Origin of the sequence: Dissulfurirhabdus thermomarina (genome assembly GCF_012979235.1) — a bacterium.
GTDB lineage: Bacteria > Desulfobacterota > Dissulfuribacteria > Dissulfuribacterales > Dissulfurirhabdaceae > Dissulfurirhabdus > Dissulfurirhabdus thermomarina.
Genome location: NZ_JAATWC010000001.1, coordinates 581,208 through 598,025, shown reverse-complemented (window position 1 = coordinate 598,025; position 16,818 = coordinate 581,208). Strand labels below are relative to the sequence as shown.

General features: G+C 70.7%; 15 protein-coding genes and 1 pseudogene. 5 read left to right on the top strand and 11 right to left on the bottom strand.

All coding sequences use genetic code 11. The annotated features are described in order from the left end of the window. The first annotated feature begins 199 nt into the window (after positions 1 to 199). Positions 200 to 1,450 (top strand): cation:proton antiporter, encoded by a 1,251-nt coding sequence (locus tag HCU62_RS02895; RefSeq protein ID WP_163299143.1) that lies wholly within the window; start codon positions 200 to 202, stop codon positions 1,448 to 1,450. Here HCU62_RS02895 and HCU62_RS02890 read toward each other — a convergent pair. Together HCU62_RS02890 and HCU62_RS02885 are read right to left on the bottom strand one after the other, a co-directional pair. Next, entirely contained in the window at positions 1,439 to 1,738 is a 300-nt protein-coding gene (locus HCU62_RS02890; protein WP_163299142.1) for a hypothetical protein, read from the bottom strand. The genes HCU62_RS02895 and HCU62_RS02890 overlap by 12 nt on opposite strands. Then, a complete protein-coding gene (locus HCU62_RS02885) occupies positions 1,735 to 2,316 on the bottom strand; it encodes a hypothetical protein (protein ID WP_163299141.1) in 582 nt (193 codons plus the stop codon). The genes HCU62_RS02890 and HCU62_RS02885 overlap by 4 nt, the downstream gene beginning before the upstream one ends. 213 nt (positions 2,317 to 2,529) lie before the next feature. Between HCU62_RS02885 and HCU62_RS02880 the strand changes: the two genes are divergently transcribed. From HCU62_RS02880 to nifS, 3 genes are all read left to right on the top strand, one after another. Continuing rightward, positions 2,530 to 3,024: a rubrerythrin family protein gene (locus HCU62_RS02880; RefSeq protein ID WP_163299140.1), complete on the top strand. Its 495-nt coding sequence runs from the start codon at positions 2,530 to 2,532 to the stop codon at positions 3,022 to 3,024. Positions 3,025 to 3,142: 118 nt separating this feature from the next. Beyond that, positions 3,143 to 3,985, top strand: coding sequence for a Fe-S cluster assembly protein NifU (gene nifU, locus HCU62_RS02875; RefSeq protein WP_163299139.1), 843 nt, complete (start codon positions 3,143 to 3,145; stop codon positions 3,983 to 3,985). Next, positions 3,985 to 5,175 carry a cysteine desulfurase NifS gene (gene nifS, locus HCU62_RS02870; RefSeq protein WP_163299138.1) on the top strand — a complete coding sequence of 397 codons (1,191 nt, stop codon included), beginning with the start codon at positions 3,985 to 3,987 and terminating at the stop codon, positions 5,173 to 5,175. Before nifU ends, nifS begins: the two co-directional genes overlap by 1 nt. A gap of 1 nt (position 5,176) precedes the next feature. On the opposite strand, the gene epsC is transcribed toward nifS, so the two are convergent. From epsC to HCU62_RS02825, 9 genes are all read right to left on the bottom strand, one after another. Next, a complete protein-coding gene (epsC, locus tag HCU62_RS02865; protein WP_246325179.1) occupies positions 5,177 to 6,124 on the bottom strand; it encodes a serine O-acetyltransferase EpsC in 948 nt (315 codons plus the stop codon). A 2-nt stretch (positions 6,125 to 6,126) separates the two neighbouring features. After that, positions 6,127 to 7,062, bottom strand: coding sequence for a cysteine synthase A (cysK, locus tag HCU62_RS02860; RefSeq protein ID WP_169755406.1), 936 nt, complete (start codon positions 7,060 to 7,062; stop codon positions 6,127 to 6,129). Between the two features lie 181 nt (positions 7,063 to 7,243). Beyond that, entirely contained in the window at positions 7,244 to 8,656 is a 1,413-nt protein-coding gene (gene glnA, locus HCU62_RS02855) for a type I glutamate--ammonia ligase (protein ID WP_163298622.1), read from the bottom strand. A 153-nt stretch (positions 8,657 to 8,809) separates the two neighbouring features. Continuing rightward, on the bottom strand, positions 8,810 to 11,389 hold the full coding sequence (gene glnD, locus HCU62_RS02850) for a [protein-PII] uridylyltransferase (RefSeq protein ID WP_163298623.1): 2,580 nt from the start codon (positions 11,387 to 11,389) through the stop codon (positions 8,810 to 8,812). 52 nt (positions 11,390 to 11,441) lie between these two features. Next, complete coding sequence (locus HCU62_RS02845; RefSeq protein WP_163298624.1) at positions 11,442 to 11,780, bottom strand: P-II family nitrogen regulator; 339 nt, start codon at positions 11,778 to 11,780, stop codon at positions 11,442 to 11,444. 183 nt (positions 11,781 to 11,963) lie between these two features. Beyond that, entirely contained in the window at positions 11,964 to 13,187 is a 1,224-nt protein-coding gene (locus HCU62_RS02840) for an ammonium transporter (RefSeq protein WP_163298625.1), read from the bottom strand. Positions 13,188 to 13,542: 355 nt separating this feature from the next. Next, positions 13,543 to 14,367: a hypothetical protein gene (locus tag HCU62_RS02835; RefSeq protein WP_163298626.1), complete on the bottom strand. Its 825-nt coding sequence runs from the start codon at positions 14,365 to 14,367 to the stop codon at positions 13,543 to 13,545. 66 nt (positions 14,368 to 14,433) lie between these two features. Beyond that, positions 14,434 to 14,772: a P-II family nitrogen regulator gene (locus tag HCU62_RS02830; RefSeq protein WP_163298627.1), complete on the bottom strand. Its 339-nt coding sequence runs from the start codon at positions 14,770 to 14,772 to the stop codon at positions 14,434 to 14,436. Between the two features lie 77 nt (positions 14,773 to 14,849). Next, positions 14,850 to 16,172: an ammonium transporter gene (locus tag HCU62_RS02825; RefSeq protein WP_163298632.1), complete on the bottom strand. Its 1,323-nt coding sequence runs from the start codon at positions 16,170 to 16,172 to the stop codon at positions 14,850 to 14,852. Between the two features lie 423 nt (positions 16,173 to 16,595). Here HCU62_RS02825 and HCU62_RS02820 point away from each other — a divergent pair. Beyond that, a pseudogene (locus tag HCU62_RS02820) lies at positions 16,596 to 16,733 on the top strand (transposase); the annotation flags it as partial. Positions 16,734 to 16,818: the final 85 nt, after the last annotated feature.

Sequence of the window (16,818 nt, the reverse complement as noted above, 5' to 3'; positions counted from 1 at the left end):
GGACGGCGGCGCCGGCTGTTACATCAACATCTTGTTATCATTCAATATGCCGGTTCGTTCCCGGCCCGGAGGCCGGGGGCCGCCGTCACCCATCGCTCCCTGATTCAAGCAAGGCCCGTGCCAGCGGCACCGCCTTGACGGCCGCCCGCCCCCCGGGGGAAGATGGACGCCGGGCCCGCGGCCCGCCGGAGGTGTGCCCATGGACACGGCCCTCATCGTCGGCGTCATCCTCGCGGCCGGCCTCGCCTTCGGGGAGCTGGCCCGGCGGTGTCGGCTTCCCAAGGTCACCGGCTACATCGTGGCCGGGATCTGCCTCAACCCGCACCTGCTCCCCCTGGTGCCGGCCGCGTTCCCCGACCGGACCGACCCCGTCACCCACCTCGCCCTGGCCTTCATCACCTTCTCCGTGGGGGGCACCCTCGCCCGGGACCGCCTCCGGCGCCTGGGCCGGACCATCCTCTCGGTGACCTTCTTCGAGGCCGAGCTGGCCTTCGCCTGCGTGGTCCTCGCCTTCGCGGCCCTGAGGCTCCTCCGCCCCGGCGCCTTCGGGATACCGGCGGGGGCCGCGCTTCCCCTGAGCCTCCTCATGGGGGCCCTGGCCTGCCCCACCGACCCCACCGCCACCCTGGCGGTGGCCCACGAGTACCGGGCCAGGGGCGACGTCGCCACCACCATCATGGGGGTGGCGGCCTTCGACGACGCCTTCGGCATCGTCAACTACGCCCTGGCCACGGCCATCGCCCGGGTCCTGGCCGCCGGCGGCGGGTTCGGCCCGCTGGACCTGGCCGCCGGCCCCGCCCGGGCCATCGGCGGCGGGGTGCTGCTCGGGGTCTTCTTCGGTGCCGCCCTCGTGGCGCTGACACCGCTGCTGCGCCGCGAGACGGAGGGCGAGATCATCGTGCTCATGCTGGCGCTGCTGGGGCTCTGCTTCGGCACCGCCGCCGCCCTCGGCGTGGACGAGCTCCTCGCCACCATGACCTTCGGCGCCGTGGTGGCCAACTTCCACCCGAGGCGCCGCCGGATCTTCGGCCTGCTCCAGCGCTACACGGAGGAGCTGGTCTTCGTCCTCTTCTTCACCCTGAGCGGCATGCACCTCGACTTCGGGGCCCTGGCGGCCGGCCCCGTCCTGGTGGTCCTCTTCGTGGTGGCCCGGGCGGCGGGAAAGTTCGGGGGGGCGGCCCTGGGCGCCCGGCTCTCCGGCGCCCCGGAGAAGGTCCGGCGCTACGTGGCCCCGGGGCTCATCCCGCAGGGCGGCATCGTCATCGGCCTGGCCCTCATGATGCGGGGCGAGCCGGCCTTCGCCCCGGTGGCCGACACCCTCATCAGCGTGGTGATCGGAGCCACGGTCATCCACGAGATAGCGGGACCCGCCCTGGCGGGCCTGGCCCTGCGAAAGGCGGGAGAGATCCCGGCCGCGGGAGGGTCGGGACCCGCCGGCTCAGAGCCTTAAGGAAGGGCGCCGCCGGCCCCTGGCCTTGGCGCCGATGCCCGCCCCCAGGCCCGCCTGGACGAGGATCCCGGCGGCGAGCAGTACCCGCCCGAGGTCCCCGGCTTCCCCGCCGCCGTGGTGGAGGTCGGCGGCGGCCGCCGCCAGCCGGTGCACGCCCTCCCCGGCCGGGGGGCCGCCGAGGGCGTGCCGGAGGGAAAGGGCCAGGCCGCTTCCCGCCTGGACGAGGAGGAAGACGAAGAGCACCATCCCCAGCCGCCGGTGCCAGAGGCGAAGCGTCCTTTCCGTCACGGGTCACCTCCTCTCTCCGCCCCGGCGGCGGCGTCCGCCGCCGCGGCCACCAGGGCCTCGATCTCGCGCGTGGCGGCCAGGAGGGCCGCCGGGTCACCCGGGTCCCCGGCCCCGAAGACCTCGGGCGGCAGATCCTGGAGCACCCGGATCACGGCCTCTCCCTGGCGGGCATGGGCCTCGATGACCCGGAGCGGTTCCTCGGCCTCGCCCGGCGGCAGGCGCCGGAGGCGGCGGACCGCCCCCTCCGTGGCCAGGGCGGCGTTCAGAAAGTAATGGGACAGCACCCCCACCAGGCGCCGGTAGACCTCCAGGACCTCCCGCCGGAGGTCCGCCTCGAACCTCCGCTCCAGGAGCCGGCGGCGGTGCAGCGCCGCGAGCCCGGCGAGGAACCCCACCGCCGCGGACAGCAGGGCGAAGGCCAGGGCCATGGCGGTCATACCGGCCGCGAAGGCACCCGGGAAGGCGGCAGGCCCGCCGGTCCACCGCCACACCGCCATGGCGTAGGGGTGGAAGAGCAGGTAACCGGCGGCGCCCCCGAGGAGGGCCCACAGGATCAGGACGGATGCGGAACGACCCATAGGTATTTCATAGCAGAGGTGCCGGCCCCACGACAAATCGCCGGGGGAACCCGCCCAGGCGCCCCGGCGGCGCCTGCAGCGATGCCGCGGATCCGGCCGCGCCGTCCGGGACGGCGCGGGGAGAAACCCGTTGCCCTCCGCCGAAGGGCCCCGTACTATCCACCCAGGAGACACATCGGGACCATCCCGGAAAACCCGCGTCAGGAGGACCCCATGACAAAGACCGAGAAGAATCTCCTCGAGGCCTTCGCCGGCGAATCCCAGGCCAACCGCCGCTACCTCGCCTTCGCCGCCCAGGCGGAGAAGGAGGGCTACCCGCAGATCGCCCGGCTCTTCCGGGCGGCGGCCGAGGCCGAGACCGTCCACGCCCATGCCCACCTGCGCGCCCTCAAGGCCGTCAAGGACACCGCCGCCAACCTGAAAGAGGCCATCGAGGGCGAGACCCACGAGTTCACCGAGATGTACCCCCGGATGATCGAGGAGGCCAAGGCCGAGGGCGAGAAGGCCGCCGAGCGCTCCTTCACCTTCGCCAACGAGGTGGAGAAGGTCCACGCGGACCTCTACCGGAAGGCCCTTGAGAAGATGGGCGACCTCGAGGAGACGGACTACTACGTCTGTTCCGTCTGCGGCTATACCGCCGAGGGGGCGCCCCCGGCCAAGTGCCCGGTCTGCGGCGCCGCCGCCAAGGCCTTCTCCAAGGTGGACTAGCGGCGCGGGGCCTTCGGGGACCCTCGGCGGCGGGCCTTTGACACGGTCCGCCGCCATCATTAGATTGCTTATCAAACGGCCCGTCGGCCGCATCCCGCCAGAACCCGGAGGCCCCGCCATGTGGGAATATACGGACAAGGTCAAGGAACACTTCCTCCACCCGAAGAACGTCGGCGAGATCCCGGACGCCGACGCCGTGGGCGAGGTGGGGAGCCTCGCCTGCGGCGACGCCCTGCGCCTCTACCTCAAGGTGGACGACCAGGGCCGCATCACCGACGCCCGGTTCCAGACCTTCGGCTGCGCCAGCGCCATCGCCTCGAGTTCCGCGCTCACCGAGCTCGTCAAGGGAAAGACCCTGGACGAGGCCCTCAAGATCACCAACAAGGACATCGCGGACTACCTCGGGGGGTTGCCGAAGGAGAAGATGCACTGCTCCGTCATGGGGCGGGAGGCCCTCGAGGCGGCCATCCGCCAGCTCCGCGGCGAGGCCGTCCCCACCCCGGAGCTCGAGGGCGAACTGGTCTGTGAATGCTTCGGCGTCACCGACGTCCAGATCCGCCGGGCCATCGAGGAAAACGACCTCAAGACCGCCGAGGACGTCACCTACTACACCAAGGCCGGCGGCGGCTGCGGCAACTGCATCCCGGAGATCGAGCGGATCCTCGCCGAGGTCCGGGGCACGGCCCCGGAGAAGAAGGCCCCCGAGGGCCCCCCGAAGAAGCTCACCAACATCGAGCGGATCCAGCTCATCCAGAAGGTCATCGACGAGGAGATCCGCCCGCGGCTCCAGGCCGACGGGGGCGACCTCGAGCTGGTGGACGTGGACCGGACCCGGGTCTACGTAAGCCTCCGCGGGGCCTGCACCCACTGCCCCGCCAGCGAGCTCACCCTGAAGGACGGCGTGGAAAAACGCCTCCGCGAGGTGGTCGACCCCGAGATCCAGGTCCTGGAGGCGAACTGATGGCCGTCATCTACTTCGACAACAACGCCACCACCCGGGTGGACCCGGCCGTCTTCGAGGAGATGGCCCCCTACTTCTCCGACCTCTACGGCAACCCCTCCAGCATGCACACCTTCGGGGGCCAGGTGGGGAAGAAGCTCCGAGAGGCCAGGGAACGGGTCGCGGACCTCCTCGGCTGCGAACCCGACGAGATCGTCTTCACCTCGTGCGGCACCGAGGGCGACAACACCGCCATCTGGTCCGCCCTGAACGCGCAGCCCGACAAGCGGCACCTGGTGACCACCAAGGTGGAGCACCCGGCGGTGCGGAACCTCGCCAAGCACCTCGCCAAGAAGGGCTACCAGGTGACCTTCCTCGGCGTGGACGCCCAGGGGATGCTGGACCTCGACGAGCTCAGGGCGAGCCTCCGGGACGACACCGCCCTGGTCTCCATCATGTACGCCAACAACGAGACGGGGACCGTCTTCCCCATCCCCGAGATCGCCGAGATCGTCAAGGCCCGCGGCATCCTGTTCCACACCGACGCCGTTCAGGCCGTGGGGAAGATCCCCCTGGACCTCCGGCGCCTGCCCGCCGACCTCCTCGCCCTCTCCGGCCACAAGATCCACGCCCCGAAGGGCGTCGGCGCCCTCTTCGTGCGGAAGCGGACGCCGTTCCGGCCCTTCGTCATCGGCGGCCACCAGGAGCGCGGCCGGCGGGGGGGCACCGAGAACGTCCCGGGCATCATCGGGCTCGGCAAGGCGTGCGAGCTCGCCAAGGCCCACCTCGAGGCCGAGAACACCACCGTCCGGGCCCTGCGCGACCGGCTCGAGCAGGGGCTCGTGGCGGCCATCCCCGACACGCGCCTGAACGGCCACCCCACCGAGCGCCTGCCCAACACCGTGAACCTCTCCTTCAAGTACGTGGAGGGGGAGGCCATCCTGCTCCACCTGGACCGGTTGGGCGTCTGCGCCAGCTCGGGGTCGGCCTGCACCTCGGGGAGCCTCGAGCCCTCCCACGTGCTGCGGGCCATGGGCGTGCCCTTCACCTACGCCCACGGCTCCATCCGCTTCAGCCTGGGCCGGTTCAACACCCGGGAGGAGGTGGACCTCGTGGTGCGGGAGCTGCCGGGGATCATCGCCGGCCTCCGGGCCATCTCCCCCTACCGGGACGGCGACGAGGCCGCCGTCCCGCCCCGGGCCTGCGGCTAGGTCAGTCCTCCCCCGGCGTCCGCTTCCGGTGGGGCGGCGGGGCCTGGACCACCCGGGTCCCCGGGGGCACGCTCTCCGTGAGCCACACGTTGCCCCCGATGACCGAACCCCGGCCGATGGTGACCCGGCCGAGGATGGTGGCGCCCGAGTAGATGATGACGTCGTCCTCCACGATGGGATGGCGGGGGATGCCCTTCACCGGGCGTCCCTCCTCGTCCAGCGGGAAGCTCTTGGCCCCGAGGGTCACCCCCTGGTAGATCCGCACCCGGTTCCCGATGATGCAGGTCTCGCCGATCACCACCCCCGTGCCGTGGTCGATGAAGAAGCTCTCCCCGATCCGTGCACCCGGGTGGATGTCGATCCCCGTGATGCTGTGGGCGTGCTCGGTGATGATGCGGGGGATGAGGGGGATGCCCAGCCGGTGGAGCTCGTGGGCGAGGCGGTAGTTCATGACGGCGAGCACCCCGGGGTAGCAGAAGATGGCCTCGGCCGGAGAGGTGGCCGCCGGGTCGCCCTCGTAGGCCGCCTGGACGTCCGTGGCCAGGATCCGGGCCACCTCCGGCAGGCGCCCGAGGAAGGCGTAGGTGGTCTCCAGGGCCTGGAGGTCGCAGAGCTCGCACTCCTGGGCCTCGGTGCAGGCGAAGCAGAGACCCCGCTTCACCTGCTCCCTGAGGACCCGGAGCACCCGGTCGAGGGTGGCCCCCACGTGGAATTCCATGCTCTCGGCGTCCAGCTCGGCAAGGCCGAAGTAGCCCGGGAAGAGCACGGACCGGAGGTCTTCCACCATCTCCACCAGGACCGCCCGGGACGGCATGGGCTCCCGGTGCTCCATGCAGGTGCGCTGCGGGTGGAGCCCCCGGCTCGCCTCGCACAGCCGGCGGACCACGGCGGCGAGGTCCGAGGCCACCTTCCGGGCGAACTGGGCCTTCTTCATGAAGGTCTCCGGCATGGTCACACCGCCTCCGACTCGAAGAGCCAGGTGCTCAGATACCGCTCCCCGGTGTCGGGGAGCACCACCACCACCACGGCGCCGTCCAGCTCCGGGCGGGCCGCCACCTCCAGGGCCGCCTGCAGGGCCGCCCCGGAAGAGATGCCGGCGAGGATCCCCTCCTCCCGGGCCAGGCGCCGCGCCGCCCGGCCAGCCGCCTCGTCCGCCACCGGGATCACCTCGTCCACGAGGTCCATCCGCAACACCTCGGGGACGAACCCCGCCCCGATCCCCTGGATCTTGTGGGGCCCCGGCCGGCCGCCCGAGAGCACCGGCGAGGCGGCCGGCTCCACCGCCACGGCCCGCACCGAGGGCTTGCGGGCCTTGAGGACCTCGGCCACCCCGGTGAGGGTGCCCCCGGTCCCCACCCCGGCCACCACGACGTCCACCGCCCCGCCGGTGTCGCGCCAGATCTCCTCGGCGGTGGTCCGCCGGTGCGCCTCGGGGTTGGCCGGGTTGGCGAACTGGCGGAGCACCAGGTAACGGCCGTCGGCGGCCGCCATCTCCTCGGCCCGGCGCACGGCCCCGGCCATCCCCTCCGCCCCCGGGGTGAGGATCAGCTCCGCGCCGAAGGCGGCGAGCAGCTTCCGGCGTTCCACGCTCATGGTCTCGGGCATGACGAGGACCAGCCGGTAGCCTCGGGCCGCGCAGAGGAAGGCCAGGGCGATGCCGGTGTTGCCGCTGGTGGCCTCGAGCAGGACGGTGCCGGGCCCGATGGACCCCGCGGCCTCGGCCGCCTCGAGCATCCCGAGCCCGATCCGGTCCTTCACGCTGGAACAGGGGTTGAAGCTCTCGAGCTTGGCCACCAGGCGGGCCGGGAGGCCCCGGCCCACCCGGCCCAGCTCCACCAGGGGGGTGCCGCCGACCAGGCGGGAGACGTCAGGGGCGATGCGGGCCATGGGGCCTCCTTCCGCCCCGCCGGGAAGAAGAGGCGGCGGGAGAAAACGGCGGGGCCTGCCAATTACTTAGCATGCTCAAAATTGAGCGTCAATCCAGCAAAGGGACCGGGCCGGCAGACGGAAAGGCCCCGGGGCTGAAGGGCCCCGGGGCCGGAAAGACGCCGCCGCGACGGGGCGGGGATCAGATGTCGTAGTAAAGGAAGAACTCGTAGGGATGCGGGCGGAGTTTGACGGGGTTCACCTCGTTCTCCGTCTTGTACTCGATCCACATGTCGATCACGTCCTGGGTGAAGACGTCGCCCTTGAGGAGGAAGGCGTGGTCCGCCTTGAGCGCCTCGATGGCCTCCTCGAGGGAGCCCGGCGCGGAGGGGATCTTGGCCAGCTCCTCGGGCGGCAGGCCGTAGATGTTCTTGTCCATGGCCTCGCCGGGGTCGATCTTGTTCTCGATCCCGTCGAGGACCGCCATGAGCATGGCGGAGAAGGCCAGGTACCCGTTGCAGGAGGGATCCGGGGTCCGGTACTCGATCCGCTTGGCCTTGGGCGACTGGGAGTACATGGGAATCCGGACCGAGGCGGAGCGGTTCCGGCTGGAGTAGGCCAGGTTCACCGGGGCCTCGAAGCCGGGCACGAGCCGCTTGTAGGAGTTGGTGGTGGGATTGCAGATGGCGCAGAGGGCGCGGCCGTGTTTCAGGATGCCGCCGATGGCGTAGAGGGCCTCCTGGGAGAGGCCGGCGTACTTGTCACCGGCGAAGACCGGCTGCCCGCCCTTCCAGATGCTGATGTGGGTGTGCATGCCCGTGCCGTTGTCGCCGTAGAGGGGCTTGGGCATGAAGGTCACGGTCCGGCCGTGGCGGTAGGCCACGTTCTTCAGGACGTACTTGAACCACATGAGCTGGTCGCCCATCTGGAGCAGGGGCTTGAACCGCATGTCGATCTCGGCCTGGCCGGCGGTGGCCACCTCGTGGTGCTGGCACTCGACGTCGATGCCGAGTTCCTGGAGGGTGAGCAGCATCTCGGTCCGCATGTCCTGGAACTTGTCCACGGGGGGCACGGGGAAGTAACCCTCCTTGTGCCGGGGCTTGTAGCCCTGGTTGGGGCACTCGTCGCGGCCGGTGTTCCAGATGCCCTCCACGGAGTCCACCTCGTAGAAGCAGCCGTTGGAGGCCGCATCGTAGCGGACGTCGTCGAAGATGAAGAACTCCGCCTCGGGGCCGATGAAGCAGGTGTCCCCCACGCCGGTGCCCTTGAGATAGGCCTCGGCCTTCTTGGCGATGTTGCGGGGATCGCGGCTGTAGGGCTCGCGGGTCACCGGGTCCACGATGTCACCGATGAGGACCAGGGTCGGCTCCTCGAAGAAGGGATCGATCTGGGCCGTGGCCGGGTCGGGCACCACCAGCATGTCGCTGGCGTGGATGGGCTGCCAGCCCCGGATGCTCGAGCCGTCGAAGCCGAAGCCGTCCTCGAAGCTCCCCTCCGTCAACTCCCCGATGGGAACGGAAAAATGCTGCCATTGCCCCGGGAAGTCGAGGAAGCGGATATCCACCACCTTGATCCCTTTGTCCTTGGCCAGTTCCAATACGTCCTTCGCCTTCATGGTGCCTCCTTTTGGATCTTGAGAGAGTTTGTTGGGCGGCGGGGCCGCTGCCCCCCGCCGTAGGTGATTCTCAGTTGTGCCTCTTTCCTTCGGCCGTCGCTCCCCGCCCCCGGGTCCCCCGGCCCTTTCCGGGCCGCGCCCCGGCGCCGGATTTCAACAAGCGGCGGCATCGGCCAGGGCCCGCCGGATCTCCTCCCGGAGGTCGGGATCGTCGATCTTGGCCCCGTGCCGGTCCCGCACGTAGAAGACGTTCACCACCTGGTCCACGTGGGTGCTCACCCGCGCCCGCGAGATGTCCACCCCGAACTCGGCCAGCGTCCGGGTGATGTCGTAGAGGAGCCCCGCCCGGGCCGGGGCGTAGACCTCGACCACCGTGTGGAAGTCCGAGACGGTATCGTCCACCTCCACCCGGACCTCGGGCCGCAGGCACCCCCGCTCCCCCACCGGGGGCCGCTTGCCGCGGATCCGGTAGGTGAGGCCGAGCCGGCCCGAGAGGGCCGCCGCCATGTCCGCCCGGAGCCGCTCCCAGTCGTGGTCGCCGAGCGCCTCCCCCTCGAGGGCCGGGGCCACCTCCAGGACGTCCACCGCGGTGCCGTCCGACCAGGTGAAGATCCGGGCCCCGAGGACCCGGAGGTTGTGGAGGGCGAAGACGCCGCAGATGCGCGCGAGCAGTCCTGCCCGGTCCCGGGCCATGACCAGCACCGACCAGCAGGTCCCCTGGTCGGCGGGGACCACCACCGGGCCGCGTCCCTCGGCCACCCGGGCGGCAAGACGCACGTGCCCGGCCACCTCGTCGGGGCCGAAGGCCAGGAGGTAGTCCTCGGGGAAGACCCCGGGGGCCGGGGCGTCGCTGCCGCGGAGCCGCTCCGCCACCTGCCGCCGCATCCATTCCACGGCCTGGATCCGGTCGGGGCTCGCCAGGTCCGTCCGTTCCAGGAGGTGGGCCACCTTCAGGAAGAGCTCCTGCACCAGGACCGCCCGCCACTGCGTCCAGGCCGCCGGCCCGGTGGCCCGCCCGTCGGCGATGGAAAGGAGATAGAGCATGCGGAGGCGGTCGGGATCCCGGATGGTCCGGGCGCAGCGGAGGATGAGGTCCTCGTCGTCGAGATCGCGCCGGAGCGCGGTATCGGTGAGAAAGAGGTGATGCCGGACGAGGAAGGCGAGGCAGGCCCTCTCCTTCGGGGCCAGTCCCATCCGCCGGCCGATGGTCTCGGCCGCCTTGGCGCCCCGTTCCGCGTGCCCGCCGCCGCCTCCCTTGCCGATGTCGTGGAACAGCGCGGCCAAGAAGAGGACGTGGGGCGAGGCGAGGTCCGCGAAGAGGTGGGGCTCTTCGTCCCGAAGCCGCCGCACCTCGGCCACCGTCTGGAGGAGATGCCGGTCCACGGTGAAGACGTGGTAGACGTCGTGCTGGGCGAGTGCCACCACCTGCGCGAACTCCGGGATGTAGGCGGCCAGCAGCCCGGTCTCCAGCATGGGGTCCAGGACCCGCCGCGGGTCCGCCGCCTCGGTGAGGGCGGCCAGGAAGGCGGCGGCCATCCGGCGCGAGCGGCGGAGGCGGTCGTCCACGAGATCGAGGTGGTCCCGGACCAGGGTCCGGGCCGAGTGGTGGAGCGGGGCCCCCGTCCTCGCGGACCAGGCGAAGGCCCGCATGAGGAGCCAGGGGCGGCGCCGGGGGGCTTCCGGGTCGGCGAAGCGGACGCGGCCGCCGCGGACCTCCAGGCCGGGCTCGAGCCGGCGGCCGGCCCCGCCGGCGGCGCCCGGCTCGAGGACCTCCTCCACGTGCTCGAAGAAGAGATCGGCGGTGACCCGGACCGTCTCGAGGTGCCCGTAGACCTCGCGCATGAAGCGCTCCACCCCCAGCATCCCGTCGCCGCCCCGGTAGCCGAGGGCGGCCGCCAGCTCCTGCTGCCGCTCGAAGTAGAGCCGGTCGTTGCGGCGGCCGGCCGCCAGGTGGAGGCGGTTTCGGAGGCGGACCAGGGCGTCCCAGGCGGCCTCGAACCGCGCCCGCTGCTCGGCGGTGAAGAGCCCCGCCTCTTCGAAGGCGCCGGGGTCCGCGAGGCCGAAGACGGCCTTCCCGGTCCAGAACACGGCGTTCACGTCGCGGAGCCCCCCGGGGCTCTCCTTGAGGTGCGGCTCCAGGAGGTAGGCGTGGCCCCCGAAGCGCCGGAGCCGTTCCGCCCGGTGGGCCGCCATGGCCCGAGCGAACTCGGCGCGCCGGTCTTCCAGGACGGCGGCGGCGAAGGCCGACCGGAGCCCGTCGAAGAGCCCCCGGTCCCCGGCCAGGCGGCGCGCCTCGAGCAGGGCCACCTGGAAGAAGAAATCCCGCCCCGCCTGCTCGAGGCAGTCCGCCACGGTCCGGACGCCGTGACCCACCTCGAGGCCCAGGTCCCAGAGGGGGTACAGGATCCGCTCCGCCACGCCGGCCACCCGGCCCGAGGCCGCCTCGTCGTAGAGCACCAGGAGGTCCACGTCCGCGTAGGGGAAGAGCTCGCGGCGCCCGTAGCCCCCGAGGGCCACGAGGGCCATGCCGGGGGCCTCGCCCCACGCCTCGCGGAAGCGCTCGGCCAACCAGGCGTCCATCCGGTCCGCGTGGGCATGGAGCAGCGCCCGCCCGGAAAGGCCCCGGGCCCAGAGGTCCGCCAGGGCCTCGCCGCGCACGGCGAGCTCCGCACCGGGGCCCGCCGGGGGCGCCCCCGCGTGCCTCGCCCCGGCCGCCGTCTGGCCCGTGGTCATGCCCATGCGTCCCTCGATCCGAGCCCCGGCGGGCACCGATCCGCCGCCCGCCTCAGATGGCGTCCCGCCCGCGCTCGCCGGTCCGGACCCGGACCACCTCTTCCACGGGCAGGACGAAGATCTTACCGTCGCCGATCTTGCCGGTGTTGGCAGCCTCCCGGATGGTCTCCACCACCTTCTCCGCCTGGGCCGCCTCCACGATGATCTCGAGCTTCACCTTCGGGATGAAGTCCACCACGTACTCGGCGCCGCGGTAGATCTCCTTGTGCCCCTTCTGGCGGCCGTAGCCCTTGACCTCCGAGATGGTCATGCCCTTGATGCCGATCTCGTTGAGGGCCTCCTTCACGTCGTCGAGCTTGAAGGGCTTGATGATGGCCTCGATCTTCTTCATTAGGATCCTCCTTCAGGAAGGCGCGGACGCCTGGATGCCCCGCGGGCCGTCTTCCGCCGCCCGGGGACAGCCCTCGAGGGCGCCGCCGATCTCGCCGTTTCGGGCCGGGCCCCGGTGTCCCCACGGCCCACCGATACCACGAACGCCCTCCACATCCAAGGCGCACCCCGGCCGGACCGATCCTCAGGCATTGTAGGCCGCCTCGTTGTGCTCGCTCAGGTCCAGCCCCTCGGTCTCGGCCTCCGGGGCGAGCCGGAGCCCCCAGGCGAGGTCGATGGCCTTGAGCAGGACGAAGGAGAGCACGAAGGCATAGCCGGCCACCACGGCCACGGCGAAGGCCTGGGTCCCGAGGAAGGCCGCGTTGCCGGCCAGCAGGCCGTCGGCCCCGCCGGGGTTCACCGCCTTGGAGGCGAAGAGCCCGAGGCACAGGGTGCCCAGCACGCCGCCGAGGCCGTGGATCCCCACCACGTCGAGGCTGTCGTCGTAGCGGAACCAGCCCTTGGCCAGGACCCCCACGTAGCAGAGTCCCCCGGCGAGGAGGCCGATGACGACGGCGGCGTTCGGCCCCACGAAACCCGAGGCCGGCGTCACGGTGGCCAGCCCCGCGATGGCCCCGGAGGCCGCGCCCAGGGTGGTGGGCCGGCCGCGGTGGACCCACTCCACCAGCACCCACATGGCCATGCCCGCCATGCCCGCCAGGTGCGTGGCCACGAAGGCCGTGGCGGCCACCCCGTCGGCGGCCAGGGCGCTGCCGCCGTTGAAGCCGAACCAGCCGAACCAGAGGAGCCCGGCCCCGAGGAGCGTCATGGGGAGGTTGTGGGGCAGGAACTGCTCCCGGCCGTAGCCCTTGCGCCGGCCGAGGACCAGGGCCGCGGCCAGGGCCGCCGTGCCGGAGGTGAGGTGCACCACCAGCCCCCCGGCGAAGTCGAGGACGCCCCGGGCCTTGAGCCAGCCGCCGGCCCCCCAGATCCAGTGGCAGACGGGATCGTAGACCAGGACGGTCCAGAGCAGGGAGAAGAGCAGGAAGGGGCCGAACCGCATCCGCTCGGCGAAGGCCCCGGTGATGAGGGCCGGGGTGATGACCGCGAACATGCACTGGTAGATCATGAAGACGGACTCGGGGATGGTGGCGGCGTAGTCCGGATTGGGCGCCGCGCCCACCCCGGAGAGCCCCGCCTTGGCCAGCCCGCCGATGAGCCCGCCCACGTCCGGGCCGAAGGAGAGGCTGTAGCCCAGGTACACCCATTCCAGGCTCACCACCGCGATCATGATGAAGCTCTGCATGATGGTCCCGAGCACGTTCTTGCCCCGGACCATGCCACCGTAGAAGAGGGCGAGCCCCGGCGTCATGAGCAACACCAGCGCCGCCGCCACCAGGATGAATGCGGTATCTCCGGCTTGGATCATGTGCGTGCCTCCGTTGCTGATAAGGATCCCCGGCCCTTGGACCCGCGGCAGATCGACGGGACGGCTCAACACCGACGCCGGCCGCGGCGGTCGGCGCCCGTTTCGGCACCGCCACGGTTGCCCAGCCCAGGCACAGATCCTCTCCGGCTATAGCAGGCGCGATGCCAAGACCGGCGCCCGTGCGAAGATGCCCGGCAGGCGGGCGATCCAGGACGGCGGCGGCAGAGATGCCGGAGGCACGATCATGACAAATTTGCAAAAACAAGACCCATTTCCTTACAAAAATGAATTAAGCGCCGATTCGGCCGGGCCCGGGGAGGCGCCCCGGGCCCGGCACCGGCGCGCAGCGCCCGCCTCAAAAGGCCAGGCTCACCGAGACCCCGCCGTAGACGAAGTTGTCCTTGTCGTTCGTCACGCTGAGCCCCGAGTCCCGGGTGAGGGCCTCGGAATCGGCGGAGAGCGGGAACGACCAGAAGACCTCCGGCGTCACGGTCAGGTCAGGGGAGACCGGGATGGCCAGGGCGGCGGAGACCAGGCCGTCCCGGAAGTCGTTGAACTTTCCGTGGATCACGCCCCGGTCGTCCACCTCGGGGTAGCCGTCGCGGTCCCCGGAGACGAGGTAGGCCGCCTGGGCGCCGAGATCGAGGCTCATCCCGTGGGGGAGGGCAACGGAATGCGAGACCGCCAGGGTCACGTACCAGCTCGGAAGGTGCGCCACCTCCCGGTAGACGGTGAGGGTCGGGTTGAGGGGCGCGTCCAGGGCGACGGCCGCGAAGACCTCCTCCGAGTCGTCGACCGCCACGCCGTCCAGGGCGTAGTAGATGTAGCCCCCGGTGAGGGCCACGGGGCCCAGCGAGGCGGTGTAGGACAGGGTCGCGTCCGTCTCCGTCCAGCTGTTGAGGTGTTGCCCGGCGAGGGCCCCGCGCCGGTCGGTGTCCACGTTGCCCCACAGGTTGGCCTCGAACCCGCGGTAGCCCACCGTGAGGGACGGCTGGACCACCACGCTGTCCTCCGTGAGGGCGAAACCCCGCCACACGTACTGGCTGAGGACGTCCACGGTGAGCCCGGCGGTGGGCCGATCCTCCGCCGCCGGGGCGGGGGCCGGCAGGGCGGCCGTCATCCCCAGGGCCAGGACCGTGGCGGCCAGGACGGCCGCCACGGCGTTCATCGCATGGGTCATCGGGTGACTCCTTTCTCTCATCTCTCTCATCGCGTTGTTCCTTTCTCCCTCTCCGGGGCCCGCGGCCTAGACCGCCGCCTCGCCCCGTTCCATGCTCCGGATGCGCACGGCATCCACCACGTCGGAGACGAAGATCTTCCCGTCCCCGATCTCCCCGGTCCGGGCGGCCTCCGCGATGGTGACGACGATCCGTTCCACCGCGTCGTCCGCGCAGACGATCTCGAGCCGCGCCTTGGGGAGGAGGTCCACCTTGAACTCCCGCCCCCGGAACTGTTCCACCAGGCCGCTCTGCCGGCCGTGGCCCTCAATGCGGCTCACCATGAGGCCCGGAAGCCCGATCCCCTCGAGGGCCTCCTTGACCGCCTCCAGTTTCTCCAGGCGAACGATCGCCTTGATCTCCTTCATGACGCGTGCTCCTTTCCGCCGCGACCTCCCGGATCACGGCACCGGCTGCAAGGGGTCCGGGGCCGGCCCCGCCCCTCCTACGAGCGCAGGGTATAGAACTCCGGGTAGGCCGGCGTCCCGTGTTCGATGATGTCGAGGCCCTGGATCTCCTCCCTGGGGCTGACGCGGATGCCGATCAGGGCGTCGAGGACCTTGAAGGCGATCCAGCCGGTGGAGAAGGCCCAGGCCACCAGGGCCAGGACCCCGATGAGCTGCGCGACGAGCTGGTCCGCGCCGCCACCGAAGAAGAGCCCGCGGACGAAGGGGGCCTCGGTGCTGTAGAGGCCGTAGGTCCCGTCGGCGAAGAGCCCCACGGCGACGAGCCCCCAGAGACCGTTCAGCCCGTGCACGCTCACGGCGCCCACCGGGTCGTCCACGCCCCGGTCCTCGAGGAAGAGGACCCCGGCCACCACGAGGGCGCCGGCCACGGCGCCGATGATCACGGCGCTGGTGGCGTTCACCCAGGCGCACGGGGCGGTGATGGCCACGAGGCCGGCCAGGGCGCCGTTCAGGGACATCCCCACGTCGAACTTGCCCGTCCGGGCCAGCACGACGAGCATGGCCACCAGCGAGGCGGCCGAGGCGGCCAGGGTCGTGTTCACTGCGATCACAGCGATCCGCAGGTGGTGGGCGCTGAAGGTGCTGCCCGGGTTGAAGCCGAACCACCCGAACCAGAGGATGAAGGTCCCGAGGGCCGCGAGCGTTAGGCTGTGGCCCGGGATGGCCCTCGGCCTTCCATTTTTGTCATACTTGCCGAACCTCGGCCCGAGCACCATGGCGCCCGCGAGCCCCACGACGCCCCCAACGGCATGCACCACGCCCGAGCCGGCGAAATCCGCGAAGCCGACCCCGAAGGGCAGCTTCGTGAGCCAGCCCCCGCCCCAGGCCCAGTGGCCGTAGACCGGGTAGATAACGAGGCAGACGGCGGCGGCGTAGCCCAGGTAGGCCTGGAACTTGAGCCTTTCGGCCACCGCCCCGGAGACGATGGTGGCGGCGGTGGCCGCGAAGACCATCTGCCAGAAGAAACCGAGGTAGGTGTCCACGTCGTAGCCGTCCCCGGCGAGGAAGAAGCCCGAGGTCCCGAAGAGCCCGAGGCGATCCGCCCCCATCATGACCCCGTAGCCCACGGCCCAGTAGGCCAGGGACCCCACCACGAAGTCCATGAGGTTCTTCGCCAGGAGATTCGTCACGTTCTTGCTCCGGCAGAAGCCGGACTCCACGCAGGCGAAGCCCGCCTGCATGAACATGACGAGAAAACCGCACAGAAGGACCCACACGAAGTCCACCGCCTTGCCGGGGTCGGCCTTGAGCGCCGCCACCCCCGTGGGATCCCCGGCCGCCGCGGGCACCGCCGTGAGCATGGCTCCCAGGAGCCCCCCCGCGGCCGCCACCCGCGCCCAGAAATACCGCCCATTTCCTCGTTCCATGTCACTGCCTCCTTGGTGATGATTCCGGGCTGGTCTCAGCACCGCCCGCCGGCTACCGGTAACTGCAACAAGGAGGCCAGCACCGGTCAACAAAAAATTATATTAAATCAATATATTATAAATTCCTGTGGAAAACCATTTTCCTGTTTATTACTTTTCTGTATTTTTTTCTGAGAAAAAAATTACAATTTTGAAATTCTGCCGGGTTGGGCGTGCACCCTCCACGCACGCGACACGTCCCCGGGGGAGACGAAGCGACCCCTGGAAGCACCCACCGGGGCAAGGGGATCGCGGCGCCCTGCCGCGGGCCCGGCGGCGGAGAAGGAGAATATCTTGTTCTCCAGGGCCATGTGACGGCAGATATGGTCCGACAATCCCCAGGGGCGCTTGACTCACAAGGCCAGGCGACGCACCGACGTGGTAGGCATCTTCCCCAATCGGGCTGCCGTCATCAGGCTGATGAAAGTGGACGCGATGTTGGCCGAGCAGAACGACGGAACGAGCACATGTCGATCGAGGCCATGGAGTCGGCGTAACGCAGTCAAATCGAAGAAAAAGAAAGGGAGAAGGGAGGGTATCA